This window comes from Paenibacillus rhizosphaerae (assembly GCF_014192015.1).
GTDB classification, from domain to species: domain Bacteria; phylum Bacillota; class Bacilli; order Paenibacillales; family Paenibacillaceae; genus Paenibacillus_AQ; species Paenibacillus_AQ rhizosphaerae.
The window spans coordinates 792,372-816,736 of record NZ_JACHXJ010000003.1 but is presented as its reverse complement, the minus strand read 5'-3'; the positions used below and the strand labels follow the sequence as shown (position 1 = coordinate 816,736).

Below are 24,365 nucleotides of genomic sequence, written 5' to 3'. Positions count from 1 at the left end.
TACAAATGAAGCTGTTTCATTTTAGCGAAGAACCCGACATCCAAATCTTTGAACCTCGGACCATATATGATCAAACCGATGCGAAAGTCTGGACGATCGATGAGTATCATGCGCCGCATTATTATTTTCCACGAGATTGCCCGAGAGTCTGCCTTTGGCCCAAGGATGATACAAGTGATATGGATAATGAACGTTTTTTTGGAATGTCGAAAGCACGCCGGATCATAGCGATTGAAACCGGGTGGTATGAACGGGTAAATAAGGGTTCTATCTATCGTTACACTTTTGATGCAGCTGATTTCGAGGTAGAGGAAGAGAATGCGGGTTACTATGTATCAAGACGTCCGCTTATACCAATGGAAGTAGAGAGAATCGACGATTTGATAACTGCGATTTTGAATGAGGGTATAGAGCTAAGGATCACTCCATCGTTACAGCCCCTGCGAGAACAAATATTGAAGTCCACCGTCAACTTTTCCATGATCCGTATGAGAAATGCTAGACAAGACTAATAAGTTGAAGGGAGTATAGTCGCCAGGGGGCTTTCTCCTATCCGTCATCTAGTTGTATAATCATGGAAAAGGATTCAGACAACAAACGACCCAGCCTAAGATAAGAGCTATCTATGGCTGGGTTATTTTATAAAGAAATGTGGAAGAGGAAGGATTTCGAATATCATCAAGGAGGAGCCAGGATGTTCTACGATTTAAAAGGTGAAGCCAATATGGCGCCCATGGTAGGAATCTTATATCCCGCTGTAAAAGAGAAAACCCAAAAACTACAGCTTAGAAAGTGGTATAAAGAAAAGTGAATTCAAGGCAAAGCAGCTGGTGAAGAGAAATGTTTTAAAAGTTAAAGGAGATATGATGAGTAATGCTTTGAAGTGGGCCCTCGGCCTGGTTGGCGCTGTATTGATAGTTTTAGTGATGACCTGTCCCAATGAGGCTGGGTATACGAAATGGCTTTCCAAGGAACACGGCATAGTATGCGTGAATACTGGATTTGACATTGGGTGCAAGAGACAAGAAGCCGAGGTTAAGTGGAAGTCCAGATATATTATGCACGCGGGGATTTATACACAAGTAAAGGATAAGTATGCTGAAGGAAGTATGGATTATGAAATAAAGGCCTTCGGGATTCTTCATCACTTTTTTGATTATTCTTCAAACCTAAATGAAGACTAAAAACCATCCAAACGAAGGAGTGTATCCAATGAATTCGACATTTGCTTTCTCCCGTATTGGCTACGTATATGTTCCGACAACCCGTATTGATGATTCTATTGCGTGGTACACGGAAAACTTGGATTTTAAGTTAATGAAGAAGTTCCAGGACCGCGGATCTCATATTGCCGTACTGCATCACCCCCATCAACACTCGATTGCTTTGCTGCTCATTGAAACAGAAGACAAGCAGCCGCTGGAAATTATGAGGAATGGCAGGCCTTTTCCGATCATGGCGATAAACTGTCCAGACATTGAGTACACCCATCAATTCATGAAGGACAAGGGGCTGATGGTCGAAGATTTACAGACTCTCGGAGCTGGAGAAGCTAGATATTTTTACTTTAGAGATCATGAGGGGAATCTGCTGGAGGACGCTTGGTCTATATGGGATCCGCAGGATGAAATAAAAGAGGATTTTGTAAGAAGATAACCCGGATGGAGAGAGGAGGGCGTTGTTTGATGGAATTGTTGAGGCGATACTTTTATATCCCTGTAACGAACCTGGAACGCTTTTTTTGAACCTGCGTTTGAAGATCCTTTGTACGTGGAAATGAGGTCAACAACGGGAATTCGGATCATGCTGATCGTAAGTGAAGAAGCGGTGAACTCACAGATGAGGTATTCAAGCGGCCCGCAAGCTGTGTATGGTTTTGTCGTTTCCGATATCGATGAAGCTAGGCAGTGGCTTATGGATCATCGGATTGAAGTCAGACGGATTTCGAATGATAAAAAGGTTAGCGCTAGTTCCAATAACATGCTGATGCTGCTCGTGTGGATATACTGGTGCAGCCTTTTTTATTGGTGTATGGAGGGTTATGTGCCTGCCTATCTCATCATTGGAAGCTGCTTGTTCCTCATTCGGGTGTGGGTTTGTGGTAATGTTTTTTGGATACGGAGGGCTCAACTTGCTTGGGGAAGTTCCCTCTTGATCATCGGAGTGACCTTGTTTTTGATGTACTTCGACCCTATTTTGAAGCCCATTTATTTTGAAAAGATCCATTCGAAAGCAATGCATCCATCTTTTCAAATTTCACTCGCCGCCAGGGACAGCATTCATACGGAATGAACGTGGCGTTCTGGTGCTTGATGAGGAGTGGGAGGAGCTGGATGAGTAAGGGAGCTTGAAAATAGCCAAAAGGAGTGTTGATATGAACTTCCATATGAATGAAGCCTTCGAAATTTTGGGACGCACGCCACAAACCTTAGAGAGCTTTTTATCCGGTCTATCCGAGGGATGGCTGCATAGCAATGAAGGGGAAGGAACCTGGAACCCGCTTGAAGTGGTTGAACACCTCATTGAAGCGGAGAAGCATAACTGGATCCCGAGGATGGAATCCATTCTTGCGGAAGGGGAAAATAATCCATTTCCCGTATTTGACCGCTATTCCCACTTAAAAGGCACGTCTGAAAGAACCGTTGAAGAGGCATTACTAGAGTTTCACACCATGAGAATGGCGAACCTATCCAAACTGAGGGCAGTCGTCGATCCCCTGGATCTGGAAAAGACCGGTCTGCATCCGGAATTCGGCGTCGTGAAGTTGAGGGAGTTGCTCTCTGCATGGGTCGTGCATGATTTTACGCATATGACGCAAATCGTTCGGGTGATGGCGGAGAGATACCGGGCTGACGTTGGGCCGTGGAGTGCATATTTAGGCATTTTAAAAAGGAGCTAATCTCTTCTGCTTTAGAAGATTTGCCTAGCTCGCCTTAGCGTTTAACCCTAATTTGAAGGTAGGATGGTGTCGGCCATGAAGACCGGGATCGAGACGAAAGACCATCAAGCAAGTCTAGGATCGGGTACGATGAGGGCGCTTGTCTATGACACATACGGACAGCCGGATGTTCTCCGGATGGAAGTGGTGGAGATTCCTAAGCCTAAGGACCATGAGGTGTTGATCGCAGTCCACGCCGCATCCGTAAATTCCTGGGACTGGGATCTCCTGCGTGGAAAGCCGTTTGTGAACCGTATTGGCGGGATGCGTAAGCCCCGGTACCGTATTTTAGGCGCGGACATTGCAGGAAGGATTATCGCCGTGGGGGAGGCGGCCAAGCGGTTTCGGCCCGGAGACGAAGTATTTGGAGATATTTCCGGCTGTGGCTGGGGAGGGTTTGCAGAATATGTTTGCGCTGACGAAAAAGCACTGACGCCGAAACCGGAAGGGGTGAGCTTCGAGCAGGCGGCAGCCATTCCTCAAGCAGCGGTTCTGGCCTTGCAAGGATTACGCGACAAAGGAAAGCTTGCGAAAGACCGTCACGTTCTTATTAATGGAGCGGGCGGCGGCGTAGGCACGTTTGGGATTCAATACGCCAAGCTGCATGGCGCAGTGGTAACCGGCGTAGATCGGGCCGAGAAGCTGGAAACGCTGCTGTCCGTGGGGGCGGATCATGTTGTGGATTATATGAGTGAGGACTTCACTGCTGGGGATAAGCGGTATGATCTGATCCTCGATGTGGTCGGAAACCGATCCGTATTTGCGATCCAGCGAGCACTCCAACCGGGCGGATCCTATGTCATGGTGGGGGGGTCCTTTCCGCGTATTTTTCAGACATTATTGGCTGCACCATGGACGGCTAAGCTTCAAAAAAAGAACTTGGGATTGCTGATCCATAAGCCGAACCATGACGACCAGTTGATCTGGAGGTCTTTGGTGGAAACGGGTCAAGTCAAGCCTGTCATTGATCGGGTTTATTCATTGGGGGACGCGGCCAAGGCTTTTGAGTACTTCGGCCAAGGTCGAGCGATAGGCAAGGTGGTCGTTCGTATGGACGGGGGCGTTCCGGAGAAATGAGGTTGTTTCAAGGAAAAACCTTGTAAATTTTAGGAATCCGTATAAAATGAATTCAATGTTTCACGGGATGTTACAAGGTATCGGAGGAGAAGAGGATATGATTCAATCCATCGTGCACATCGCGCTAGTTGTTAAGGATTACGATGAGGCTATCGATTTTTATACGAAGAAGCTTCATTTTACATTAGTTGAGGATACGTATCAGCCGGAACAGGATAAGCGTTGGGTCGTCGTTGCTCCTCCGGGCTCGGCAGGTACAACCATTTTACTCGCAAGGGCATCGAAACCTGAACAGGAACCATTCATCGGCAAACAGTCCGGCGGAAGAGTGTTTTTATTTCTGAATACGGATGATTTCTGGAGAGATTACAACGATATGATCGCCAAAGGGGTCGAATTTGTGAGGGAGCCGAAAGAGCAGTCCTATGGAATGGTCGCCGTCTTTAAAGACCTGTATGGGAACCTGTGGGACTTGCTTCAATTGAAAGAAGGCCATCCGATTATGGAGCGAATGAAAGCAGGTCATTCCTAGGAAGAGAAGTTTAACGATACAAATCCAACAGGAGGATACGATGTCCGAAATCCCAAAAATACGAAGAGGAACAGCGGATGAAGCGAATTACGTAAGGAATAAATTGATTGAATTTAACTCAAATCAAGTCCCCAATGGTATTTATGAAGAATTGAATCTTTGCGTTAAGGATGAAGAGGACCGCATCATAGCCGGCCTAAACAGCGCGATATGCTGGAATTGGATGGAAGTTGATATTTTGTGGGTAGAAGATGAACATCGTAGAAGCGGGCATGGGAAAAGATTACTGGAGGAAGCAGAACGAATTGCACGGACAAAGCACTGTACTTTCATTAAATTGAACACCTTCAGTTTTCAGGCTCCTGAGTTTTATAAGAAATATGGATATAAAGAAATGGCCGTGATCGAGAACGCACCTCTAGGAAGTAAGCATTACTATTTCATAAAGGAGTTAATCGATCATCAAGTTTAGGGAACATGATTGGAATGACAACAAGCTCAGGCAACGTAAGGGCTTGTTTGTTCATTTGTATTTCATTGGAGGGAGAATTTCAATGAATTTTGCAGCAGTTGTTTTGGATTTAGATGGAACTCTCCTCAACTCAGATAAACAAATTACTGACCGGAACTATAAGGTTATTCAGGATTGTTACGAGAAAGGAATGAAAATCATCTTTGCGACCGCAAGGCCACCAAGAGCTGTGAGATGGTTATTACCGGAAGAATTACTGAGGATGGGTTCAACTATTTTTTACAACGGAGCCTATATTATATGTGAACAAACAGGAATTCATCATCATGAACCTATTGAAGCTCGAATGACCGCTGAGGTCTTGGAGTATGGGTTAAGCTGCGGCGTGGGTTTGAAAATAAGTCTGGAAGTAATGGATGAATGGTTGAGCCTTGAGGAGTATGATTATACAGCCTATATGAAGGTTCAGGAAAATCCGACCGTGAAATCGTTGGAAGAACTAAAAAAACTGGATGCAACAAAAATTCTTTTTTACGGCCATATGGATACCAGCTTATTTAATGAGAAGCTTGCAGCCCAATTGAATGTGATCGTTACAGATCATGGAGAACTTGTTCAGATCACGTCTAAAATGGCCTCAAAGGAAAAAGCTGTCGATGTACTATGCAAAAGCTTGAATGTCCCCCTTGAAAAAGTGATCGCCTTTGGTGATGATCGAAATGATCTTGGATTATTTAGAGTTTGTGGTTGGCCCGTGGCAATGGGAAATGCAGTGGAAGAACTAAAGGCGTTGGCAAAAGAGGTCACGGATACGAATGATAACGATGGGGTTGCGAAGATACTGGAAAATATTCTGTAAGCATTATTTATTGGAAAACCATAATTAGAAAGCAGGTAGAAACTAGCTCATGAGATACAAGCATCTTTTATTTGATCTGGACGGAACGATTACGGACCCCAAAATAGGGATTACCAAGTCGGTACAATATGCACTGAACAAGTTCGGGATTCAAGAAGATGACTTAGATAAGCTGGAGCCGTTTATCGGTCCCCCGTTGAAAAACTCGTTTATGGAAATCTACTCCTTTTCCGAGGGCCAGGCGTTGCAAGGTGTTGAATACTATAGGGAGTATTTTAGGGAACGCGGAATGTTTGAAAATGAGCTGTATCCCGGGATGCAAAGCGTGCTGAAGACGCTGCAGGACGACGGATTTACGCTGTATGTCGCCACCTCTAAACCGAAAGTGTTTGCGGATGAGATCCTCAAGTATTTTGAAGTAGACCATTACTTTGAATGGGTCGTTGGCAGTCATCTGGATGGGACGCTGTCCGACAAAACCGAAATCATTACATACCTTCTCCAGAACAGAAACCTTGTGAAAAGCGAAGTGGTCATGATTGGCGACCGAAAGCATGATATGATCGGGGCCAAAAACAACGGGATTGACTCTATCGGAGCCGAGTATGGATATGGGGGCGACGGAGAACTGCTCCGGGAAAATTGCACTCATTACATCAAGAAGATCGAGGACATTCTGGGCGTAGTCTATTAGAAATGGATTGTCACGGCCGGTCAGACGATAAACAAATGTGATTGAGGAGAGCAACTGAGATGACTGTACGATTAATCAAACCTACGGCAGAACTGCAAGAGGAGTACCTCTCTTTTTATCTGGACTGGAAGGAAAGCAATGAACCGATGGTACCTTGGGTCATTACAAAGGATCCTACGGATTTTGCGGCAATACTCCGGTTTTTAGAGGACAATGAACAAGGCAAGGACCTGCCGGATGGATATGTAAGGAACTCCACGTTGTGGTTAGTGACGGAGACGAATCGGATCGCAGGAGCCGTAAATATACGACATGAGCTTAATGAAAAATTATTGAACAGTGGCGGACATATCGGATATGGGATCCGTCCCTCGGAAAGGCAAAAAGGCTACGCCACCCGATTGCTCTCCTTAGCCCTACAAGAAGCCAAGATACTTGGAATACATCAAGTGTTGGTGGTCTGCGATGCCCACAATATAGGCTCCAAGAAGACGATCCTTAACAATGGCGGGATTCCAGACCAAGACTTTATTGAGGAAGACGGAAATGTCTTGAACCGATTTTGGATCGAGGTGTAGTGGGGCATAGGCCGGAAATGATGCGCTGCCAGAGAAAAAAAGCGGGTTTCACCCAATAGGCTTCAATTGAGGGAGAGTGGGATGACCGTGTTGGTATCCATATCGGCGATGCTATTCACCGTTTTCATTTTTATTGTGGTTCTTTTTCAGCTGGCCCTGGCATTAGGGATGCCATGGGGTAGTTATGCGATGGGTGGAAAGTTCCCAGGAAAGTACCCGCCGGGTATGCGTATGGGGGCAATCGTTCAGGCCATCGTTCTTCTCGCCATCGCGTCGATCGTGCTGATCAGGTCGGGCTTCTTCTTTCCGGCATGGGATTCGTTTGCCGACAAAGCGATCTGGTTTGTGGTTGCTTTTTCAACGATTTCAACCGTGCTGAACCTGATTACTCGAAGCAAATGGGAGAGAAGGATCTGGGCGCCCGTCTCTGTGTTATTGCTCGTGACGAGTTTGATTGTTGCGGTGGGGTAGTTAATCTTGGGTGGGCATGGTTTCCCTTCGAAAGGAGCTGAAGCCATGGAAGTAAAAGACGCATTAACGATCATGTTCCTATTTGGGACGCTGATTCTTGCTCTTTTAACATACATTAATAATAACAACAAGAGAAAGTAAAAACCCACCCTTAGATTGGAAGCGAAAGGTGGTTTTTTTCCTTTGAACTGACTAAGAAGGGGAATCCCATCCAAGCCAATTGTATGGACCAAGTGTTACCAGCACTTGGTCTTCATTACATATATAATAACACAAAAAATATGTATCAAAGTAGAAGTAATTCAGGATGTATTTTTTGGGAGGAGCGCAGTTGGCCTGAATCATTTTGAGTGGCTAGTGGTGAGACATATCAACGAGTATACTAAAAATTTAATTAATGGAGGCTTGTAATGGCCAAATTCATCAAAATTGAGGGAATCGTCGAAATTCGAGATGATGAGAATAACGATATTTTTATAGACGAATTTTTAGAATTCATAGAGAGGCATCAATGGTATTTTGGCGGCGGTAGCAGAGAAGTGGATGAGTCGGGAGAGGATCTCTAATCCTAGTGAAGGGAGGAGGAGGTCATTGAACATATTATGGGACTTCGACGGCACCTTGTTTAATACTTACCCAGCCTATACGAACATTTTTAATGAGGTGTTGGAACGGCAAAGACCTACAGAAGAAATCCTGCAGCAGCTGAAGATCTCGTTTACTCACGCAGTTAAGTACTTCAATCTAACGGAGTTTCAAATCAAAGAAATTTTTAGAAGAGAAGAGAGCCTTCAACCGGAACAAACGCCACCCTTCCCCGACTTAGAGAACATTTTACGGACAGCAGAAAAGAATGTAATAATGACTCACAAACCTCGCAGAGAAGTCATCCAAATATTGCAACATTATCACTGGGAGCCCTATTTTGTAGATATCGTCGCTGGTGACGACGGCTTTCCCAGAAAACCGGATCCGGCATCATATCTGTATTTGCATCATAGAAACCAGATCGATTTCATTATTGGCGATCGGGAGATCGATATATTTCCCGGCAAGACGTTAGGGATTAAAACCTGTTTATTTCAGAACGAAACCCCAGGCGCCGATTTTTACCTATTCAACTACAAAGACTTTTTCAACGTTATACCCTTAAAGATATAACGACTCGGGCACCGGTCAATATTCCTATTAAAGATCATTAAAAATGATATCAGAAATGAGGTGACTAGGTTGTTAGCCAACCAGTATGCCTTGGTCCAAGGATCGAGGGAGGTTGTCCTTTCATTTTGCGAAGGATTCAAGGAGGCAGACTTCATTCTACCTATAAATGACTTTGGCAGGGGAAGCATACGTGATACATTGGTTCATATCGCTAATGTCTATGAATTTTGGATCGCCGATTTGCCATGCGTTCATCCCGGGAAACCACGGAAACCAGCCTCACTTGCACGGTGCAGGATATTCGAAACCTATTTTCAGAAGTTGATGAGATGGTAGAGAGATTTCTGCAGGAATACAGTTACCGTCCCGATGAGCGTATCGCCGGTGAGATTCTCTCGCTGCATGCTCAGAAAGAATACTCTATTTTGCAGCTGATAACTCACGTCATGACGCACGAATTCCATCACAAAGGCCAGATTTGACGATGGGGAGAATGCTCAGGTATACACCGCCGGATGCGGATGTGATCCGTTTTTAATGAGTAATCATCAAAGTGGAAGAGGGGGCACGCGTTATGTTTTTCGTCAATGCAAGGGCCATCATTGAACGCGTTCATCGCAACCAAGCGGAAATCATTCTTCAGACTCGCTGCAAGCCGGGAGAAGAATCATTGGAATTGCCAGGAGGCAGATTGGAGCTGTTTGAACCGATCCTGGATGGATTAAGACGTGAAGTGCGCGAGGAGACGGGGCTCACCATCGTCGAAATAAAAGGCAGCGAGAAAAGGATTGATACGCGCGGGATCAATCCGGGGTTTGAGGTAGAGTGTGTCGAACCCTTTTGCGTATATCAGACGATCAAAGGTCCGGTAGATTCCATAGGTATGTACTTTTTATGCAGGGCTGAGGGAACGTTGCTGCGAAATGGCGATGAAACGGCGGATGTCGGCTGGAGATCGGTCAAGGAAATCCATCAACTGATGAAAGAGGACCCAAGACAATTTTCCGATGTGGACCGGGCTGGGATCATGTATTATTTGAAGCATAAGTTTATAACTGCAGGTTAGGCGAAAGGGAGGAACTTCATGAACAGCGCATTTATTTTCGATATGGATGGCGTCATTATTGACAGCGAACCGATTCATTTTGACGTGGATATTAAGACACTCGATTACTTTGGTGTGAAAACGACGGAGCAGGAGCTGGAGCGGTTTGTCGGGATGACCAATCCCGAGATGCTGGGCATTTTCAGGCAGGAGCACAACTTGGTGCATACGATTGAGGACATGATCGAGTATCAAATGAATTTGAAAATGAATATTCTCAACAATCTCGAAATAGAGCCTATAGCAGGCATTCGGGAGCTGATTGCTCAACTTAAGCAGCGGAATATTCCGATGGCGGTTGCTTCGTCTTCCCCGAGGATTTTTATTGAAGGTGTCCTTGGGAAATTTGGGCTGAGTCATTTTTTTAAAACGGTGGTCAGCGGTGAGGAGGTTCCAAAAGGAAAACCCGCACCCGACATTTACCTCGAGACGGCAAAGCAGCTCGGAGTCGATCCGCAGAATTGCGTCGTTCTTGAAGATTCAAGAAACGGGGTGATCGCCGCCAAGAAGGCTGGCATGAAGTGCATTGGCTATCTGAATCCGAACTCGGGGAATCAGAACCTGGACCAAGCGGATATCACGGTACATTCTTATGATGAAATCAAGCTTGGAGAGATTTTTTGAGCGGATGGAAGTTCTGGTACAAGAGCATCCGAGTTGCATCCGTTGAGTATTTCGTTATATTTCGTGAAGGAGGATCGAGATGCCGATTTGTATCAATCAAAATGGGGATGTATTTGACGAATTTCTGCGCGTGTCCGAAGAGGAAGCAGCCCAAATGAGCCTGGATTTTCCGATTACTCACGCCCTGGTCGTAGCCAAGAATAAAGCTGCTCCACAATACATGGAAAAATCACTGGGAATTACCCGGCGGAATATTGGAACCTAGCGAATCCCTTCGAGAATGCGCTATACGCGAAATGGCTGAAGAGACCAATCAAACCTCGAATCATGTTGCATTTAAAGGGATGATGAAGTTCCGGTTAAAGGACGGCAGGACCGAATACGGCGGATTGTTTTGTGCGGATATTGATCAGGAGAGGCCTTTTGTCATCAATAATGAAGCGAGCAGCATTGTATTCTGGGATGGTCAACAAGACATCGGTTATATTGATGAGATCGACAAGGAATTATTGAAATATTATTAAGCCGAAACCTGGTTAATTCGTGAAGGATGAAGGGAGGAGTTATGTTGAACCATCTCGTAGAGAACGTTGATCACGTGCAATTGCCGGTGCAGGATATCCCGCAAGCGGTTGAGTGGTATAACAAGGTGCTTGGTCTTGATATTATGACGGTGTATGATCATGCGGCTTGGTTAAAATTCACTTCCGGTCCGGTTCTCATGCTGCACCGCAGCACAAAGAATGAGCGGACATTTTGGCTGGCGGAAGATGAATTTCCGATGCCGTCTTTTATGTTTATCACCCGGCAGATTGACCGGCTGCACGATGCGCTGCAGGACAACGAAGTACATATCAGGCAGTATGAAGATCACGGATTCGGCTGGGTCCTCAAATTTGTCGATCCATTCGGAAATGAGCTGGGCGCCTATCAGCCTAAGGAGCAGCCGCAGTGAAGAGGCTCGCCATCCTAACCGTAGGGGTAACCCACAGCGGTAAATCGACGTTTGCCCAATCCTTGGAAGGACAACTGCCGAACGCCCTGGTCATTGATCAGGACAACCATGCGGATTTTATCAATACCCATTATCGGACTCTGCTGCCGAAACAAGGACCTAATCGGATCAAATATGCCGTGACTCAGGCCATTGTGGATTATGCGGTAAACCAGACCTCCTATCATCTCATCCTGTGCAATTCCAACCGCCATCGCCATGCCCGCCTCAAACTGATCGAATATTACCAAAACCATGGATTTACGACGGTTGTCGTTTATTTTGACCTTCCGGATGCGGTCCTTCAAGAACGGGTAGCTCACAGCCAGCGAAGCACTTCCATCTTCAGCAGGGCTTCTTCCTTTAAAGCCGTTTTGGATCGGCAGCAGGCGGAGTCTCCAGACAGCGGCGTCATAGAGCCTACGGCGGAAGAAGCGGACCATTTCTTTGTCATCCGGAACGGTGACGATGTCGGCGACGTTATTCGTCAGGTTGCTGAACTGATGGAGTAATGCTTGTCCGTCCATGCCAGGTGGGGGTCAATCGGCTGCAGGCCGAAGTGATGCCGGCGAACGATGCCTCCAAGCGTGTGCTGCAGAAGAACGGTTTTATGCTGGAGGGGACGTTAAGGCAGGCAACCGTCTGGTCGGGTAAAGGCGTTGTCGATTTGGAGATCTACGGCTTGCTGAAAGAAGAATATGCCGCATCTCATACAGCTTTGAGCAGTTCAATATAGAAGGGGCCGGGGTCGTTTCAGATAGGCTGTTACCTAGGTCACCCCTTTTTTTGAGAGGATGATTCCGATTGAGGATTGCGCTGGTTTTGTTCGATGGCGTTACGTTTCTGGATTTTGTCGGCTTTTATGATGTCATCTACCGCTTGCGGCAGTTTGAGCCAACGAAAGATACGACATGGGACATTTGCGGCTTGACGGAGGAAGTGACGGATGAACTGGGCATGCGGGTCAGGGTGAATGTAATCCGGCCGGATTTATCGGCGTATGACCTGGTGTTCATCCCGGGCGGAATGGGAACGCGAAAGCTACGGGAGGATGTGGACTTTATCGACTGGATTCGAACGGCGGAATCGGCGGAATTCAAAGTGTCCGTATGCACGGGTTCGCTGCTGTGGGGAGCTGCGGGGTTTTTAAAAGGACGGAAAGCGACGACCCATCCCAACGTCTACGACTTGCTGCAGCCTTACTGCGAAGAGGTGGTTCATGCCCGAATCGTAAAAGATGGTCATTTCATCACGGCCGGCGGGGTGGCCACATCGATTGATCTGGGCGTATACGTCATTGAGCTATTGGCGGGAGCCGAAGCGGCGCAGCTCGTGAAAAGGCAGATCGACTACCCCTACCAAGCCGCCGGTATTGTAGAGGTATGACAGGGCAGCGTGAGCAAGCAGCCTGTCTACGGTGCTTCATGGGTTGCATGGATTGTTTTTATTTTCCGGAAATGATAACTTGAAGTAATGACCAACGGAGGAAGTTGGATTTTATACTCAGGAGTGTTAACGGAAATGACAATCGCCAAGAACTTGACTGAACTTATAGGAAATACGCCGCTGCTGGAGCTGGGCCATGTGATGGAGAGGCACGAGCTTCAGGCGACCCTCATTGCTAAACTGGAGTATTTTAACCCGGCAGGCAGCGTAAAGGACCGCATCGGTTATGCCATGATCAAGGATGCCGAGGAGCGCGGACTGCTGAACAAGGACTCGGTGATCATCGAGCCGACGAGCGGAAATACCGGGGTAGGCCTGGCTTTTGCGGCAGCGGCATTGGGTTACAAGCTGATTATTACCCTGCCGGAGAGCTTCAGCCTGGAGCGCCGCAAGCTGCTGCTTGCGCTTGGAGCCGAGCTGGTGCTGACACCGGCGAATGAAGGGATGGGCGGTGCTATCCGCAAAGCCGAAGAAATCGCGGCATCCACCCCGAACTCCTTTATTCCACAGCAATTTAACAACCCGGCCAATCCGGCGATTCACCGGATGACGACAGCGGAAGAGATTTGGAGAGACACTGGCGGGGACGTGGACATTTTCATCAGCGGTGTCGGTACAGGCGGCACCATCACTGGGGTTGGCGAGGTGCTAAAGGAAAGAAATCCGTCCGTGCGGATCGTGGCGGTGGAGCCTTTTGCCTCGGCAGTTCTGTCCGGAGGGAAAAAGGGGGCTCACCAGATTCAAGGCATCGGGGCGGGCTTTGTTCCGGATAACTTTAACTCGTCCATCGTAGATGAGATCATCCAGGTTAAAGACGAAGATGCGCTGGAAACGGCCCGTTCGCTGTCCAGATGGGAAGGGTTGCTGGTGGGCATTTCGTCCGGGGCTGCCGTTTACGCGGCCATTCAACTGGCAAAAAGACCGGATTACCACAATAAACGGATCGTCGTATTGCTTCCCGATACAGGAGAAAGATATCTCTCGACGCCTCTTTTTCCTAACGTATAACCAGGTCGGCATCCCGGGATGAACCTATTTCATGGAAGGGGAAAGACGTATGGCTCAAATTAAAATTTTCGGTCTGCGCTCCACGCTGAAGCCGATCCAGAGCGATTTTTCGGATGTGCTTCAAGCCTGTGCCGTGGAGGCGCTGCAGCTCCCTCAGGATAAAAGGTTTCATCGGTTCTTTTTCATGGATCAAGAAGACTTCATTTACCCCGGTGACCGTACCGACAGATATACAATTATTGAAATCAGCATGTTCGAAGGACGATCGGATGCCGCGAAAAAGCAGCTGATCCAGCTTCTTTTCGATAGAATTCCCGCCCTTGGGATCGGCGTTTCGGACCTGGAAATCACGATTTTTGAAACGCCGAAAGCGAATTGGGGAATTCGCGGACTTCCGGGGGACGAGCTGCATCTCAATTATCGGGTGGACGTGTAAAAAGCAAGGAGAGCAGCAATGGACGGGGAAATCAATGCGGGCATTCCGGAGGAGGCAAGCGGTGAAAGAAATCATAAAACAGAATTTAGTAGAAATTGAACAGAACCATCAGGTTAAGATTCTTTTCGCTGTGGAATCAGGAAGCCGTGCATGGGGTTTTCCTTCCAAAGACAGCGACTACGATGTTCGTTTTGTCTATGTGCACAGGCCGGAATGGTACCTGTCTATCGATGATAAGCGGGACGTGATCGAACTGCCGATCAACGATATGCTGGATATCAACGGGTGGGACATCCGGAAAGCGCTGAAGCTGTTTAGAAAGTCCAATCCGCCGCTGTTAGAATGGCTTGTTTCTGACATCGTTTATGATGAGAACTACGGCTTTAGAGGCGAATTGTTAGACATCAAAGAGAAGGTGTTTTCTCCCAAAGCATCCATGCACCATTATCTAAGTATGGCTCAAGGGAATTTCCGTGAGTATTTGCGCGGTGAGCATGTGAAGATTAAAAAGTACTTCTATGTGCTGCGGCCTATTCTGGCATGCAAATGGATCGAAAAGTATAACACGAGTCCTCCCATTCTCTTTCAGGATCTCGTTGCGGATTTAATTTCGGATGAATCCCTTTTAAAAGAGGTCCATTCTCTCTTAAGTCGCAAGATGGCTGGGGAGGAACTGGATTATGAAAAGCGGATCGATCGCATCAATGACTTTATCGAAGCCGAAATTGAACACGTTATCGATTTTTTGAAGGACTTTAAGACAGAACTCCAGGATCCGACTCCGCTGCTGGATGAGCTGTTTCGAAAGTATTTGAAGGTTGTTTGGAGCTAATGCCTAATAGAAGCGCTTAGAATGGGGAGGCCCATGGATGATGGATGTAGGAAAACTATTTTCAAGTCCTCCAACATTTGAAACGGCGAGACTTCGGATTCGAAGACTGGAACTCTCTGATGCCGCAGATTACTTTGAGCTCGCAAGCGATCCGGATGTGTCGGCTGAAACACTGTGGGATCGGCATACTTCTATGCAGGAGACCATCGATTATCTAACCAGGGTCAATTTAAGGTTTGACATGAAGCAAGCGATCCATTGGGGGATTGTCGAGAAAGCGAGTGGCAAACTGATAGGCAGAACTGGCCTCATTAATGTAGATCCGGTGCATGAAAAAGCCGAAATAGGTTATGCGTTGGCCAGAGCTTATTGGAGTCAGGGGATCGTCACGGAAGCGACGAGGGAAATCGTGCGTTACGCTTTCGTCCAAGCAGGATTCCATCGGCTGGAAGCCAGATGCAACGCTAGCAATCCGGGGTCTTACCGGGTAATGGAGAAGCTCGGGATGAGCTTCGAGGGAGTGCTGCGGGAACAGCTGAAGATGAAGGGGAAGTTTGTGGATCAACGGATGTACTCCATTTTACGGAAGGATAAAGAATGGACTACCTAAGTGCTCGTGAATAACTTCGAGCAGCAGTTATAACGATTGGAGGACGATCACATGCTATTTCTGTTTGTCATCCTGCTGATCGCTCTGGTTGCCATCATCAACAACCAATATACAAGCCTGAAGAAGATGGATGCGCTGCAGCTAACCCTGCGGGAGATCAGTGAGAAATTAAGCGACCGCAGCAGGGAGTGACGCCGGCTTGCATCCGATCCCGATACATCAAGTCTTTGACATGAAGAAAGAGAGGCGTCCTGCGTGGATTCCTCTCTTTTGTGTCGCCAGGAAAGGAGCCGGAAATGGAAAACCAGTGGAGAATCGCGCCGTACGATCCGGTGTGGAGACATCTCTTTTCCGAATTGGGAAAGAAACTAAGAAAAGCCTTAGGGGAGGCGGCCGTGCGAATCGATCATGTGGGATCGACCTCCATTCCCGGGCTGGATGCGAAGCCGATCATTGATATTCAGGTGTCGGTTGCGGCATTGCAGGATGTTGCCCGTTACCGGGCCAAGCTTGAGTCCGTCGGTTTTGTACACAGGGAGGATAATCCCGACCTGACGAAAAAGTACTTTCGTGAAATTCCCGGTACCCGCAGAACGCATATCCATGTGCGGCAGGCAGGGAGCTGGTCCGAGCAGCTGACCCTATTATTTAGGGACTACCTGCGCGAACATCCCCAAGACTGCCGGCGTTATTCGGCCGAGAAGCATCTTCTGATGCAGCGGTTTCAGCATGAACGCGAGAAATACGTAGAGGGGAAGGGACCCGTCGTATGGGAGATTCTGCAGAGAGCCCATGATTGGTCGCAAGCGACCGGCTGGACGCCGCTGAAATCGGATGCATAGCGAATCGGAAGACCGACATGCCGTAGCATCGTAAAGCGAGGATCACGGTCTGAGTCAACCTGTAGAGTCTGCTTTCTTAACGGAGTTTCTGTAAATGATCTTACCCTGAACAAGAACGCGGCCAAAGCGCATTTCCGGCGAGCTGATCTTCTTCAGCAGGGAGTGGACGGCGGTCTGGGCCATTTGCGGCGTATCGACCTCGACCGTCGTCAGGTGCGGTTCAGTCAAGGTAGCGAACACGTCATTATCAAACCCGACCACCGAGCAGTCCTCCGGCACACGGTAGCCCTGCGATTTCAGCTTCAGGACGAGCAAATGGGCGACCCGGTCGCAGTTGCAGACGAAGGCGGTAGGCATATCCTCCGGCAGTTCCATATCGATCAGCGTTCCTTCCTCGTCGCGGTCATTGACGATCCAGTGGTCATTCAACGGAATTCGGTGCTCCAGCAAAGATTTATAGTAGCCCAGGTACCGGTCCTGGATGCTGCTGGTCGAATACAGATTGCCGACGTAGCCGATCTTCCGGTGTCCCTGTTGGACCAGATAGTTCGTGATCTCATAAGCGCAGTAAAAATTGTCGGTCGTCACCGAGTCGATGTCGGAATGCTCGTCATAAAAGTCGAGAAACAGCTTGGGTTGTTCCATGTGCTCCAACGCTTCGATATAAGGCTTGCTGATTTGGCCGAGGAGGATGAATCCGTCTACTTTGCGGTCATAGTAGATGCGCGGCAGGTGGAGCAGTTTCTCGTCTTCGGCGGACAAAATATGCAGAATGCCGTCGTAGCCGTATGGCTCAAGGGCCATCGCAATCTGCTGGTACACTTTCAGGTAAAAAGACTGCGTCTGTCCGGTAAAACGCTCGGGAATGACGACGCCGATGTTATAGGTTAAGCCTTCCTTCATCGACTTGGCGACTTTATTGATGCGGTATCCCATTTCGTCCGCAAGCTGCTTGATCCGCTCCTTTAATTCGCCGCTGACGCCTTCCTTATCATTCAAAGCCTTTGAGACGGTGACGCTGCTGACGCCCATTCGCTCGGCGATGTCCCGCAAGGTGATATGCTTGTTCATTCCACCATCTCCTTTACAACGATTGGTTATTCGAAAGGTCCGTTACATTGAACGCCGGCTGCCTTACGGCAGCCGGACGCTCCATTCATCATATAGTACAGTATAGCCTGCTTTGGCAAGCGAATAAAGAAAGATGTATCTAAATAAGGCCGGGGTTATACAGTGTTGGTAAAACTTAAGCGCGCACGCGCAGCAGCTCTTCGTTCTGTGCGATCAGCTTGGCGCGCTGGGCCGCATTGTCCAGCGAACGGAACTCATCCGCCGGCGTGTTGAACGTGTAATCGACCAGCTGGTCTACCGTCGTCGTGGCCACATGGATGCGGGTATCGCTTGAAGCATAGTAAATAAAGACTTCATTCTTCTCGTTGACGACCGCCCCGTTGCAGAAAATCACGTTCGAGACGTCCCCGACGCGTTCGTCATCGTACGGTGCGATGAAGTGGCCGCCTGGCTTAGCAATAACCTTGGCCGGATCGTCTAAGCTGGTTGCAAAGATATACAGGACATAGCGAAGACCCGCTGCCGTATTGCGGACGCCGTGGGCGATATGGATCCAGCCGCGGTCGGTTTTGATAGGGGCAGGCCCTTGACCGTTCTTCACTTCATATACCGTATGATACCGGCGCTCGTCGATCACCGTCTCCTGGTCAATGACCGGATTCAGGATGTCCTCACACAACCCAAAAGCAATACCGCCGCCCGAACCGGTAGAGATGAAGCCATCCTGCGGCCGCGTGTAAAACGCATATTTGCCGTCCACGAATTCCGGATGAAGGACCACGTTCCGCTGCTGCGGTGAGCCGGTCTGAATGTTCGGCAGACGCTCCCAGGTTTTGAGGTCCCGGGTGCGGACAAGCCCGGCCTGCGCTACAGCGCTCGACGTATCGTAAGCCGGTGCGTCCGGGTCCTTTTGCTCGGAGCAGTAGATTCCGTAAATCCAGCCGTCCTCATGCTTGACGAGGCGCATGTCGTACATATTCGTTTCGTTCGGGTCGATATCGTCCCAGACCAACGGCTGATCCACGAAACGGAAGTTATCGATTCCGGTCTCGCTCTCAGCCAGGGTGAATATCGACTTGCGGTCCAGGCCCTCGGTCCGTACGACCAGAATATATTTTCCATCGTGATAAATGGCTCCCGGATTCAGCGTGGCGTTCATGCGCAGCCGTTCCATAAAGAACGGATTGCGCTTCGCATCCAGGTCAAACCTCCAATGGATCGGCACGTGGTGGCGGGTGATCACAGGGTACTTGTACCGGTCATAGACTCCATTGTAAAACTCCGTATTCCGCTCATTAGGCCGGGACAACAGTTCCTCCTGGCGGGAAGCCAGCTCGGCGTATTTTTTATGGATCATGCTTCATTCATCCTTTCGATCATTTCGATACAAAATCGGCTGTTATGATAAGGGCACTTCCAAGGTCCGGCTATTTCACGGCGATCCGGCTGCCCGTTCGCCTGAACCGACCAATACCATTCCCCGCCGCCTCTAGGATCAATGATATGGGTCTTCGTATACGTCCACATCCGGTCGATCAGATCCAGAAAACGGGTGTCGCCCGTCCGCTGATAGGCGTTATAGAAACCGACCATAGACTCGGCCTGCACCCACCAAATGCGGGTATCGTCGATACGGTCGCCGTGCTGCTCGTTCATCAGGGAGCCGTCTTCCGAAACTGCGGTATCGGCGACCTGATAAGCAATGTCTACCACCATCTTTGCGTAATCGGCATGGTCGGAACCGATGGCTTTCATCGCATCGTCAATGAGCCAGCTCGCTTCAATGTCATGACCGAACGAGGTCAGGTCCAGCAGAGAGTTCCAGCTGCGGTCAAAGAACACATTCAGACGCTTCTTCTCTGGATCGTAAATCCGGTTGTAGAGCATGGACAGCAAATGTTCCAGTGCGGAGCGGACCCGGGGATCCGGCCATACGCGATACAGCGTCGTATACGCTTCAAGCACATGGATGGTGGTGTTCATCGTGATGTCCGCGTTAATCCCATTTTCGCTGAGCATTTCGTTTGGCTGCTCATGCCACTCGCGGTCAAACTCTTCTTTATAAGCCTGAATGCCGGAATCATAGCCTTTCTCTTCAATCAGCCCGAAAAGTTCGCGTGCCAGCTCAAGCGCTTCCGCATCGCCGGTGGCCCGGTTGTATTCGCTGAGCGAGTAGACGGCGAAGGACTGGGCATACACATGCTTGCGCGTGTCCAGCGGCTGTCCCTCATGATCAACCATCCAGTAAATACCGCCGTACTCCCGGTCTATAAGCCGGTCTTTTAAAAACAAATAGGCATGCTTCGCATGGGATGCCCATATCTCATCGCCGGTTACCCGGTAGGCTGCGGAAAACGACCACAGCTGGCGCGCGGTGGCGATCCCTCCCTTGGGAGCTAGAGTGTCCGTTTGCAGGTCTACGCTCACTTCGCCGTAATATCCCCCATGCCGGTCATCCCGCAATGCCGCCCAAAAGGGGAGGATATGCTCTGTCCACTCCCTACGGATTTCCTGTTCAATGGATTTCAACGCTTAACGCACTCCTTTTATATTAAGTTATCGTTAACCTTACAAATTTATATTAATAATCCGGTAGCGATATTGTCAATGAGAAATGAGAGAGGGGCTGGAAGTACGTGAATTCTATCTTTAGCATACTATTAAAGAGTCTGTAACAGGCAGAATGGAGACACTCTCTTTTTTTAATGAGAAGCTGATATAGAAAGGGTATATGTTGATTTATTCAATAACCTAAACGATTAACTAATCGTAACTAAAGTATAATCGAGCTGAAATAAGTTAAAAATTTCATGCTGGCAAATGGAAGGAGAACATGTTTAATATTTTTTCATGCGGTTAAATACATGGCGTGAAGGAATTCCAAAAATTCAGAGGAGTGATTAATCATGGCAAATAACCAAAATGGCAAAATGAGTCCGGAAGAACGAGGCCGTATGGGTGGAGAAGCCACGGCGAAAAATCATGACAAAGAATTTTATCAGGAAATCGGCCGCAAGGGCGGGGAGGCTACAGCCGAGTCCCACGACAAGGACTTTTACCGTAAAATCGGTGAAAAAGGCGGCGAAGCCCGCGCACGTCAGCGTGACAACGATTAATACGATGGCCCCCTAAATTGGAATATGACATTAGGGTAAGCGGCGATTGAATCCGGCTTTTTGAAAGAAAAACCGGATCCTGCGACACGTGGAGCCCAGCCTAAGAACAAGGCCCGAGATTTCTCGGGTTTTGTTCTTTTTATTTTGCAAAAAAACGATTGAACTTTGGAATCAGACTTGTTACTATTGCCCTTAAATACATAAAGGGTGGATATAAATGGAAAACTTGAACGGCGATTTGGTGATCAGCACCGACAAGTCAAAACTGGACGTGGAGAAGGTTTGCGATTTTCTGTCGCGGAGCTATTGGGCAAATAAACGGCCCAGAGAAAGAATCCTGAAATCGATCGAAAATTCCATTTGCTACGGGGCTTATATCGGAGACAGGCTGGTCGGCTTTGCGCGGGTCGTGACCGACGGGGCCACAATGTATTGGTTGTGCGACGTGTTTGTGGACGAGGAATACAGGGGGCAAGGCATCGGGAAAAAGCTGGTTGGGACGATTACCAATGCCGATGAGTTCAAAGATTTGAACGGCCTGCTTGGCACCAAGGATGCGCACGGGTTATACGAACAATACCATTTTACAAGAATGGAAATGATGCGGCGCATGGCGGATTACATCAGAAATATGGATAATGGCGGCTCCGCATAAAACGATTCAGATCGATCATAAAGGGTGAAGGGAATGGGGGAAAACGTCTATCAAGACCTCCCCGTGCTGGAAAGATATAGCCAGCAGCAGGTGGCGCCATGGGGAATTCAGGACAAGGCATCGGGAAAGCTAGTTGGAACAATTTAAATAGAATAAAGATCCATCGCTAGAAGGTTCAGGCGGAAAGGAGAACGATGTATGGAACGAAACTATCAATCGGCCGCGATCGAATTAGTTCAGGGAGACATTACCCGCGCGGAAGTGGATGGCATCGTGAATGCTGCGAATTCGAGCCTGCTGGGCGGAGGCGGTGTCGACGGGGCCATTCATCGTGCCGGGGGGAGCGAAATTCTTGAAGAATGCCAGAAAATTCGGGCCAGACAAGGAGGATGCCCCGTAGGCGAAGCCGTGATCACGACGGCTGGCCGGCTGCCGGCCAGATATGTTATTCATACTGTGGGGCCCGTGTGGAACGGCGGACAGCATGAGGAAGAGGCCAAGCTGCACAGCTGCTATATCCAATCGTTGGAGCTGGCTGATCAGTACGAGCTGGAAAGCGTAGCCTTTCCAAACATTAGCACGGGAATCTACGGTTTTCCCAAAGCGTTGGCGGCGCCGGTTGCCATCCGTGCGGTGAAGGAGTTCCTATCGGCTCATCCGCAGACCTCGATCAAGAAGGTGCAGTTTGTTTGCTTTGACGAGGAAAATGAAGAGATATACCGGAAGCTGTTAGAACACGAGGATGCCGAGCTGCTTATTCGCCATTACATCGAAGCTTATAACGCTTTTGACATTGAGGGGATGCTAAGTGTGCTTCATCCGGATGTTGTTTTCAGAAATATCGTCGGTAACGAGGTTTCAGTAGAAACGAAAGGACTGCAGTCATTTCGTGGTTTGGCGGAAAAGGCGGCAGCTCTATTTTCAACCCGGCTTCAGACCATCTTGGAGCTTCGGGAGATGAACGGCCGGATCGAGGCAGACATTGACTACACGGGGGTGCTGGCGTCAGATCTTCCGGACGGTGCGAAGGCGGGAGATACCATTCGGTTACAAGGAAGGTCGATCTTTACGATCCGGGATGGAAAGCTGTCTCTTATTGAGGATTACAGTTAATGCCGCGACAGAGCTCTAACGATTTAATACAGAAAGAGATGGCAAACATGAATTTTCCAACATCCAGAAAGACACTGGTCATCATACTCCATGAAATCTATGGGCTTAACGAGCATATTCTTGCTTTTGGCGATAAGGTCTCCCGGTCGGGTTACGAGGTGCTCACCCCGAACCTGCTGATACGGGGGCCTTTTCCATATGAACAAGAGGAAGAGGCCTACTCCTATTTCGTGAACCAGATTGGCTTTGACCGGGCTGTGGATGAAGTGAATCAAATCGTGCGGGATCACCGGGATCGATACGACTGCATCATGATCGTCGGCTTCAGTATTGGGGCAACCATTGCCTGGCGGTGCAGTGGATCCGGAATCGACGGGATCATCGGATATTACGGATCAAGAATTCGCAGCTACGCCGAAATGGAGCCGAAGTGCCCGGCTTTGTTGTTTTTTGCAAGTAACGAAAAATCATTTGACGTATCGGAGCTCTCAGAGAAACTGGAGCATCGCCGGAATACGCACGTTCACGTCATCGAAGGGGAACATGGGTTCATGAATCCTTATTCCAAAAGCTATTTTCCCCAAGCCTATCAGGCATGTCTGGAGATGAGCTTTAATTTTTTGCGGAGGGTAGCGAAGAGGGAAGTGTAGTAGAGGCTTATTTTTTGCTTTACATGCGAACATACATTCCTGTAAACTGGGTATGGGTATAAATTCCAAATGGGGGGGTCGTATGGGAGCATCGGGATTGCGAGCTGGTTTACTAGAGCCGGTCACACCGCCATCTTCGAACTGGTCAAAAACGAAAACAAGCATGACCCCATAAGAAAGGGATCATACTGCTGAGGCACTGGTCATTTTCTTTTCCGTCATCTTTCGCACGCAATCGAATCTTTGTCACGGTCTTTGCTTTTGTTGGCGTCATAGAGCTCCTTAGAAACATAGGGCTTATATTTGGTCTTGCCGCCTTTGTTTTTAACGGAAGCCGAGCGGGCGACGCCCCCCTTGTAATCTTTGGTTAATTCAGTGCAGTTCCTGTACTTCTTCACTTGACCTGCCGCTTGCGCATGACTGATGGTGCCAAGACTGATCCCGGTACATAGAATCACACTTAGAGAAAGTAAAATGCTTTTTTTCATTCTCCAAACCACCCCTGTTCGTCTATTAAGGTTCATAGGACCATCGCTATCATAGCATGCGATAACGGGAATTTGGAGGAAAAATCGAACATAAACGGAGAGATCGAATGAACCCAGAGGAAAACATCATTGTCGCCAGCGTTTCCGTTCTTCGGAACGGAGAGGTGCTCATGATCCAGGAGAAGAAGGCCTCCGCGTATGGGTTGTGGAACTTTCCTTCAGGGCAGCGGGAGACAGGGGAAGATTTAGCCCAGACCGCTGTTCGGGAAGTCAAGGAGGAGACTGGACTAGACGTACGGCTGAAGGCTGCTACTGGCGTGTATCCGTTTCGAAGCGCCAGTGGTCAGCAGGTGATCTTGTTTCATTTTGTAGGCGAAGCAGCGGGTGGCGTTTTAAGAGTACAGAATGATGAAATTATGGATGGCCGGTGGGTTGCCATTGATACGCTGCTCCATCAGCCGGATGAACAGCTGCGGGAAGCGAAAGTCATCAAGCAGATCACCAGGCGGTTGTTACGGAAAGAGTTCTATCCGCTTGACGTATTTCATGGAATGATTCGATGAGTATCATGGAAATAGAGTAGTATAGTAGTC

At 48.4% G+C, this 24,365-nt stretch carries 38 protein-coding genes and 2 pseudogenes; 36 read left to right on the top strand and 4 right to left on the bottom strand.

Features of this window, described 5'->3' with window-relative positions; genetic code table 11:
• Positions 1–5: 5 nt before the first annotated feature.
• The 30 genes and pseudogenes from FHS19_RS20495 to FHS19_RS20355 all read left to right on the top strand — a co-directional run bounded on the left by FHS19_RS20495 (position 6) and on the right by FHS19_RS20355 (position 16,679).
• Positions 6–512 (top strand): DUF6886 family protein, encoded by a 507-nt coding sequence (locus tag FHS19_RS20495; RefSeq protein ID WP_183583658.1) that lies wholly within the window; start codon positions 6–8, stop codon positions 510–512.
• A gap of 318 nt (positions 513–830) precedes the next feature.
• Positions 831–1,184: a hypothetical protein gene (locus FHS19_RS20490; protein WP_183583657.1), complete on the top strand. Its 354-nt coding sequence runs from the start codon at positions 831–833 to the stop codon at positions 1,182–1,184.
• A 28-nt stretch (positions 1,185–1,212) separates the two neighbouring features.
• Positions 1,213–1,656: a VOC family protein gene (locus FHS19_RS20485; RefSeq protein WP_183583656.1), complete on the top strand. Its 444-nt coding sequence runs from the start codon at positions 1,213–1,215 to the stop codon at positions 1,654–1,656.
• A gap of 147 nt (positions 1,657–1,803) precedes the next feature.
• Positions 1,804–2,292, top strand: a complete 489-nt coding sequence (locus tag FHS19_RS20480; RefSeq protein WP_183583655.1) for a hypothetical protein — start codon at positions 1,804–1,806, stop codon at positions 2,290–2,292.
• 82 nt (positions 2,293–2,374) lie between these two features.
• Positions 2,375–2,899 (top strand): DinB family protein, encoded by a 525-nt coding sequence (locus tag FHS19_RS20475; protein WP_183583970.1) that lies wholly within the window; start codon positions 2,375–2,377, stop codon positions 2,897–2,899.
• A gap of 75 nt (positions 2,900–2,974) precedes the next feature.
• A complete protein-coding gene (locus FHS19_RS20470) occupies positions 2,975–4,015 on the top strand; it encodes an NAD(P)-dependent alcohol dehydrogenase (protein ID WP_246426699.1) in 1,041 nt (346 codons plus the stop codon).
• 97 nt (positions 4,016–4,112) lie between these two features.
• Complete coding sequence (locus FHS19_RS20465) at positions 4,113–4,547, top strand: VOC family protein (RefSeq protein WP_183583654.1); 435 nt, start codon at positions 4,113–4,115, stop codon at positions 4,545–4,547.
• A gap of 40 nt (positions 4,548–4,587) precedes the next feature.
• Positions 4,588–5,019 (top strand): GNAT family N-acetyltransferase, encoded by a 432-nt coding sequence (locus FHS19_RS20460; protein WP_183583653.1) that lies wholly within the window; start codon positions 4,588–4,590, stop codon positions 5,017–5,019.
• An 82-nt stretch (positions 5,020–5,101) separates the two neighbouring features.
• Positions 5,102–5,878: a Cof-type HAD-IIB family hydrolase gene (locus FHS19_RS20455; protein ID WP_183583652.1), complete on the top strand. Its 777-nt coding sequence runs from the start codon at positions 5,102–5,104 to the stop codon at positions 5,876–5,878.
• 49 nt (positions 5,879–5,927) lie between these two features.
• Positions 5,928–6,572 carry an HAD hydrolase-like protein gene (locus tag FHS19_RS20450; RefSeq protein ID WP_183583651.1) on the top strand — a complete coding sequence of 215 codons (645 nt, stop codon included), beginning with the start codon at positions 5,928–5,930 and terminating at the stop codon, positions 6,570–6,572.
• Positions 6,573–6,631: 59 nt separating this feature from the next.
• A complete protein-coding gene (locus tag FHS19_RS20445; RefSeq protein WP_183583650.1) occupies positions 6,632–7,150 on the top strand; it encodes a GNAT family N-acetyltransferase in 519 nt (172 codons plus the stop codon).
• An 81-nt stretch (positions 7,151–7,231) separates the two neighbouring features.
• Positions 7,232–7,621, top strand: a complete 390-nt coding sequence (locus FHS19_RS20440) for a hypothetical protein (protein ID WP_221224010.1) — start codon at positions 7,232–7,234, stop codon at positions 7,619–7,621.
• Positions 7,622–7,666: 45 nt separating this feature from the next.
• Positions 7,667–7,762 (top strand): competence inhibitor ComI, encoded by a 96-nt coding sequence (gene comI, locus FHS19_RS34610; protein ID WP_221224054.1) that lies wholly within the window; start codon positions 7,667–7,669, stop codon positions 7,760–7,762.
• Positions 7,763–8,031: 269 nt separating this feature from the next.
• Positions 8,032–8,187, top strand: a complete 156-nt coding sequence (locus FHS19_RS20435; RefSeq protein WP_183583649.1) for a hypothetical protein — start codon at positions 8,032–8,034, stop codon at positions 8,185–8,187.
• 25 nt (positions 8,188–8,212) lie between these two features.
• Positions 8,213–8,782, top strand: coding sequence for an HAD-IA family hydrolase (locus tag FHS19_RS20430; protein WP_183583648.1), 570 nt, complete (start codon positions 8,213–8,215; stop codon positions 8,780–8,782).
• A gap of 245 nt (positions 8,783–9,027) precedes the next feature.
• Positions 9,028–9,264 (top strand): DinB family protein, encoded by a 237-nt coding sequence (locus FHS19_RS35355; protein WP_183583647.1) that lies wholly within the window; start codon positions 9,028–9,030, stop codon positions 9,262–9,264.
• 92 nt (positions 9,265–9,356) lie between these two features.
• Positions 9,357–9,848: an NUDIX hydrolase gene (locus FHS19_RS20420; protein ID WP_183583646.1), complete on the top strand. Its 492-nt coding sequence runs from the start codon at positions 9,357–9,359 to the stop codon at positions 9,846–9,848.
• Between the two features lie 18 nt (positions 9,849–9,866).
• Positions 9,867–10,511 carry an HAD family hydrolase gene (locus FHS19_RS20415; RefSeq protein ID WP_183583645.1) on the top strand — a complete coding sequence of 215 codons (645 nt, stop codon included), beginning with the start codon at positions 9,867–9,869 and terminating at the stop codon, positions 10,509–10,511.
• Positions 10,512–10,590: 79 nt separating this feature from the next.
• Positions 10,591–10,776 (top strand): hypothetical protein, encoded by a 186-nt coding sequence (locus FHS19_RS20410; protein ID WP_183583644.1) that lies wholly within the window; start codon positions 10,591–10,593, stop codon positions 10,774–10,776.
• 31 nt (positions 10,777–10,807) lie between these two features.
• On the top strand, positions 10,808–11,035 hold the full coding sequence (locus FHS19_RS20405) for a hypothetical protein (protein ID WP_246426697.1): 228 nt from the start codon (positions 10,808–10,810) through the stop codon (positions 11,033–11,035).
• Positions 11,036–11,076: 41 nt separating this feature from the next.
• On the top strand, positions 11,077–11,466 hold the full coding sequence (locus FHS19_RS20400; protein ID WP_183583642.1) for a VOC family protein: 390 nt from the start codon (positions 11,077–11,079) through the stop codon (positions 11,464–11,466).
• On the top strand, positions 11,463–12,017 hold the full coding sequence (locus tag FHS19_RS20395; protein WP_183583641.1) for an ATP-binding protein: 555 nt from the start codon (positions 11,463–11,465) through the stop codon (positions 12,015–12,017). Before FHS19_RS20400 ends, FHS19_RS20395 begins: the two co-directional genes overlap by 4 nt.
• Before the next feature lie 17 nt (positions 12,018–12,034).
• Positions 12,035–12,241: pseudogene (locus FHS19_RS20390) on the top strand (GNAT family N-acetyltransferase); the annotation flags it as partial.
• A 68-nt stretch (positions 12,242–12,309) separates the two neighbouring features.
• Positions 12,310–12,891 (top strand): DJ-1/PfpI family protein, encoded by a 582-nt coding sequence (locus FHS19_RS20385; RefSeq protein WP_183583640.1) that lies wholly within the window; start codon positions 12,310–12,312, stop codon positions 12,889–12,891.
• A gap of 135 nt (positions 12,892–13,026) precedes the next feature.
• Complete coding sequence (cysK, locus tag FHS19_RS20380) at positions 13,027–13,959, top strand: cysteine synthase A (RefSeq protein ID WP_183583639.1); 933 nt, start codon at positions 13,027–13,029, stop codon at positions 13,957–13,959.
• A gap of 49 nt (positions 13,960–14,008) precedes the next feature.
• Positions 14,009–14,395, top strand: coding sequence for a tautomerase family protein (locus FHS19_RS20375; protein WP_183583638.1), 387 nt, complete (start codon positions 14,009–14,011; stop codon positions 14,393–14,395).
• A gap of 61 nt (positions 14,396–14,456) precedes the next feature.
• A complete protein-coding gene (locus FHS19_RS20370) occupies positions 14,457–15,227 on the top strand; it encodes a nucleotidyltransferase domain-containing protein (protein WP_183583637.1) in 771 nt (256 codons plus the stop codon).
• Between the two features lie 37 nt (positions 15,228–15,264).
• A complete protein-coding gene (locus FHS19_RS20365; protein WP_183583636.1) occupies positions 15,265–15,837 on the top strand; it encodes a GNAT family N-acetyltransferase in 573 nt (190 codons plus the stop codon).
• Positions 15,838–15,888: 51 nt separating this feature from the next.
• Positions 15,889–16,029 (top strand): hypothetical protein, encoded by a 141-nt coding sequence (locus FHS19_RS20360; protein WP_183583635.1) that lies wholly within the window; start codon positions 15,889–15,891, stop codon positions 16,027–16,029.
• 104 nt (positions 16,030–16,133) lie between these two features.
• On the top strand, positions 16,134–16,679 hold the full coding sequence (locus tag FHS19_RS20355; RefSeq protein ID WP_183583634.1) for a GrpB family protein: 546 nt from the start codon (positions 16,134–16,136) through the stop codon (positions 16,677–16,679).
• A gap of 54 nt (positions 16,680–16,733) precedes the next feature.
• Here FHS19_RS20355 and FHS19_RS20350 read toward each other — a convergent pair whose 3' ends face one another.
• The 3 genes from FHS19_RS20350 to FHS19_RS20340 all read right to left on the bottom strand — a co-directional run bounded on the left by FHS19_RS20350 (position 16,734) and on the right by FHS19_RS20340 (position 20,279).
• Positions 16,734–17,750 (bottom strand): substrate-binding domain-containing protein, encoded by a 1,017-nt coding sequence (locus FHS19_RS20350; protein WP_183583633.1) that lies wholly within the window; start codon positions 17,748–17,750, stop codon positions 16,734–16,736.
• Positions 17,751–17,925: 175 nt separating this feature from the next.
• Positions 17,926–19,107 carry a glycoside hydrolase family 130 protein gene (locus tag FHS19_RS20345; protein ID WP_183583632.1) on the bottom strand — a complete coding sequence of 394 codons (1,182 nt, stop codon included), beginning with the start codon at positions 19,105–19,107 and terminating at the stop codon, positions 17,926–17,928.
• Positions 19,104–20,279, bottom strand: a complete 1,176-nt coding sequence (locus FHS19_RS20340) for an AGE family epimerase/isomerase (RefSeq protein ID WP_183583631.1) — start codon at positions 20,277–20,279, stop codon at positions 19,104–19,106. The genes FHS19_RS20345 and FHS19_RS20340 overlap by 4 nt, the downstream gene beginning before the upstream one ends.
• 377 nt (positions 20,280–20,656) lie before the next feature.
• On the opposite strand from FHS19_RS20340, the gene FHS19_RS20335 reads away from it, so the two are divergent.
• The 5 genes and pseudogenes from FHS19_RS20335 to FHS19_RS20320 all read left to right on the top strand — a co-directional run bounded on the left by FHS19_RS20335 (position 20,657) and on the right by FHS19_RS20320 (position 23,284).
• On the top strand, positions 20,657–20,866 hold the full coding sequence (locus FHS19_RS20335; RefSeq protein WP_076173330.1) for a KGG domain-containing protein: 210 nt from the start codon (positions 20,657–20,659) through the stop codon (positions 20,864–20,866).
• 217 nt (positions 20,867–21,083) lie between these two features.
• Positions 21,084–21,521 carry a GNAT family N-acetyltransferase gene (locus FHS19_RS20330; RefSeq protein ID WP_183583630.1) on the top strand — a complete coding sequence of 146 codons (438 nt, stop codon included), beginning with the start codon at positions 21,084–21,086 and terminating at the stop codon, positions 21,519–21,521.
• Positions 21,522–21,719: 198 nt separating this feature from the next.
• Positions 21,720–22,262, top strand: a pseudogene (locus FHS19_RS35010) (O-acetyl-ADP-ribose deacetylase); the annotation flags it as partial.
• Entirely contained in the window at positions 22,236–22,634 is a 399-nt protein-coding gene (locus tag FHS19_RS35005) for a nuclear transport factor 2 family protein (protein WP_312887292.1), read from the top strand. The pseudogene FHS19_RS35010 and the gene FHS19_RS35005, both read left to right, overlap by 27 nt.
• Positions 22,635–22,681: 47 nt before the next feature.
• Positions 22,682–23,284, top strand: a complete 603-nt coding sequence (locus tag FHS19_RS20320; protein ID WP_183583628.1) for a dienelactone hydrolase family protein — start codon at positions 22,682–22,684, stop codon at positions 23,282–23,284.
• Positions 23,285–23,502: 218 nt separating this feature from the next.
• Here FHS19_RS20320 and FHS19_RS20315 read toward each other — a convergent pair whose 3' ends face one another.
• Positions 23,503–23,772, bottom strand: a complete 270-nt coding sequence (locus tag FHS19_RS20315) for an excalibur calcium-binding domain-containing protein (protein ID WP_183583627.1) — start codon at positions 23,770–23,772, stop codon at positions 23,503–23,505.
• Between the two features lie 107 nt (positions 23,773–23,879).
• Here FHS19_RS20315 and FHS19_RS20310 point away from each other — a divergent pair, with 107 nt between their 5' ends.
• Entirely contained in the window at positions 23,880–24,335 is a 456-nt protein-coding gene (locus FHS19_RS20310; RefSeq protein ID WP_183583626.1) for an NUDIX hydrolase, read from the top strand.
• The last annotated feature ends 30 nt before the right edge of the window (positions 24,336–24,365 follow it).

Excerpts from the sequence above, each read along its gene's own strand:
- FHS19_RS20495 (WP_183583658.1), top strand. The coding sequence starts at position 6 with ATGAAGCTGTTTCATTTTAGCGAAGAACCCGACATCCAAATCTTTGAA.
- FHS19_RS20485 (WP_183583656.1), top strand. The coding sequence starts at position 1,213 with ATGAATTCGACATTTGCTTTCTCCCGTATTGGCTACGTATATGTTCCG.
- FHS19_RS20480 (WP_183583655.1), top strand. The coding sequence starts at position 1,804 with ATGCTGATCGTAAGTGAAGAAGCGGTGAACTCACAGATGAGGTATTCA.
- FHS19_RS20475 (WP_183583970.1), top strand. The coding sequence starts at position 2,375 with ATGAACTTCCATATGAATGAAGCCTTCGAAATTTTGGGACGCACGCCA.
- FHS19_RS20470 (WP_246426699.1), top strand. The coding sequence starts at position 2,975 with ATGAAGACCGGGATCGAGACGAAAGACCATCAAGCAAGTCTAGGATCG.
- FHS19_RS20465 (WP_183583654.1), top strand. The coding sequence starts at position 4,113 with ATGATTCAATCCATCGTGCACATCGCGCTAGTTGTTAAGGATTACGAT.
- FHS19_RS20460 (WP_183583653.1), top strand. The coding sequence starts at position 4,588 with ATGTCCGAAATCCCAAAAATACGAAGAGGAACAGCGGATGAAGCGAAT.
- FHS19_RS20455 (WP_183583652.1), top strand. The coding sequence starts at position 5,102 with ATGAATTTTGCAGCAGTTGTTTTGGATTTAGATGGAACTCTCCTCAAC.
- FHS19_RS20450 (WP_183583651.1), top strand. The coding sequence starts at position 5,928 with ATGAGATACAAGCATCTTTTATTTGATCTGGACGGAACGATTACGGAC.
- FHS19_RS20445 (WP_183583650.1), top strand. The coding sequence starts at position 6,632 with ATGACTGTACGATTAATCAAACCTACGGCAGAACTGCAAGAGGAGTAC.
- FHS19_RS20440 (WP_221224010.1), top strand. The coding sequence starts at position 7,232 with ATGACCGTGTTGGTATCCATATCGGCGATGCTATTCACCGTTTTCATT.
- comI (WP_221224054.1), top strand. The coding sequence starts at position 7,667 with ATGGAAGTAAAAGACGCATTAACGATCATGTTCCTATTTGGGACGCTG.
- FHS19_RS20435 (WP_183583649.1), top strand. The coding sequence starts at position 8,032 with ATGGCCAAATTCATCAAAATTGAGGGAATCGTCGAAATTCGAGATGAT.
- FHS19_RS35355 (WP_183583647.1), top strand. The coding sequence starts at position 9,028 with ATGCGTTCATCCCGGGAAACCACGGAAACCAGCCTCACTTGCACGGTG.
- FHS19_RS20420 (WP_183583646.1), top strand. The coding sequence starts at position 9,357 with ATGTTTTTCGTCAATGCAAGGGCCATCATTGAACGCGTTCATCGCAAC.
- FHS19_RS20415 (WP_183583645.1), top strand. The coding sequence starts at position 9,867 with ATGAACAGCGCATTTATTTTCGATATGGATGGCGTCATTATTGACAGC.
- FHS19_RS20410 (WP_183583644.1), top strand. The coding sequence starts at position 10,591 with ATGCCGATTTGTATCAATCAAAATGGGGATGTATTTGACGAATTTCTG.
- FHS19_RS20405 (WP_246426697.1), top strand. The coding sequence starts at position 10,808 with ATGGCTGAAGAGACCAATCAAACCTCGAATCATGTTGCATTTAAAGGG.
- FHS19_RS20400 (WP_183583642.1), top strand. The coding sequence starts at position 11,077 with ATGTTGAACCATCTCGTAGAGAACGTTGATCACGTGCAATTGCCGGTG.
- cysK (WP_183583639.1), top strand. The coding sequence starts at position 13,027 with ATGACAATCGCCAAGAACTTGACTGAACTTATAGGAAATACGCCGCTG.
- FHS19_RS20375 (WP_183583638.1), top strand. The coding sequence starts at position 14,009 with ATGGCTCAAATTAAAATTTTCGGTCTGCGCTCCACGCTGAAGCCGATC.
- FHS19_RS20365 (WP_183583636.1), top strand. The coding sequence starts at position 15,265 with ATGATGGATGTAGGAAAACTATTTTCAAGTCCTCCAACATTTGAAACG.
- FHS19_RS20360 (WP_183583635.1), top strand. The coding sequence starts at position 15,889 with ATGCTATTTCTGTTTGTCATCCTGCTGATCGCTCTGGTTGCCATCATC.
- FHS19_RS20355 (WP_183583634.1), top strand. The coding sequence starts at position 16,134 with ATGGAAAACCAGTGGAGAATCGCGCCGTACGATCCGGTGTGGAGACAT.
- FHS19_RS20350 (WP_183583633.1), bottom strand. The coding sequence starts at position 17,750 with ATGAACAAGCATATCACCTTGCGGGACATCGCCGAGCGAATGGGCGTC.
- FHS19_RS20345 (WP_183583632.1), bottom strand. The coding sequence starts at position 19,107 with ATGATCCATAAAAAATACGCCGAGCTGGCTTCCCGCCAGGAGGAACTG.
- FHS19_RS20335 (WP_076173330.1), top strand. The coding sequence starts at position 20,657 with ATGGCAAATAACCAAAATGGCAAAATGAGTCCGGAAGAACGAGGCCGT.
- FHS19_RS20330 (WP_183583630.1), top strand. The coding sequence starts at position 21,084 with ATGGAAAACTTGAACGGCGATTTGGTGATCAGCACCGACAAGTCAAAA.
- FHS19_RS20320 (WP_183583628.1), top strand. The coding sequence starts at position 22,682 with ATGAATTTTCCAACATCCAGAAAGACACTGGTCATCATACTCCATGAA.
- FHS19_RS20315 (WP_183583627.1), bottom strand. The coding sequence starts at position 23,772 with ATGAAAAAAAGCATTTTACTTTCTCTAAGTGTGATTCTATGTACCGGG.
- FHS19_RS20310 (WP_183583626.1), top strand. The coding sequence starts at position 23,880 with ATGAACCCAGAGGAAAACATCATTGTCGCCAGCGTTTCCGTTCTTCGG.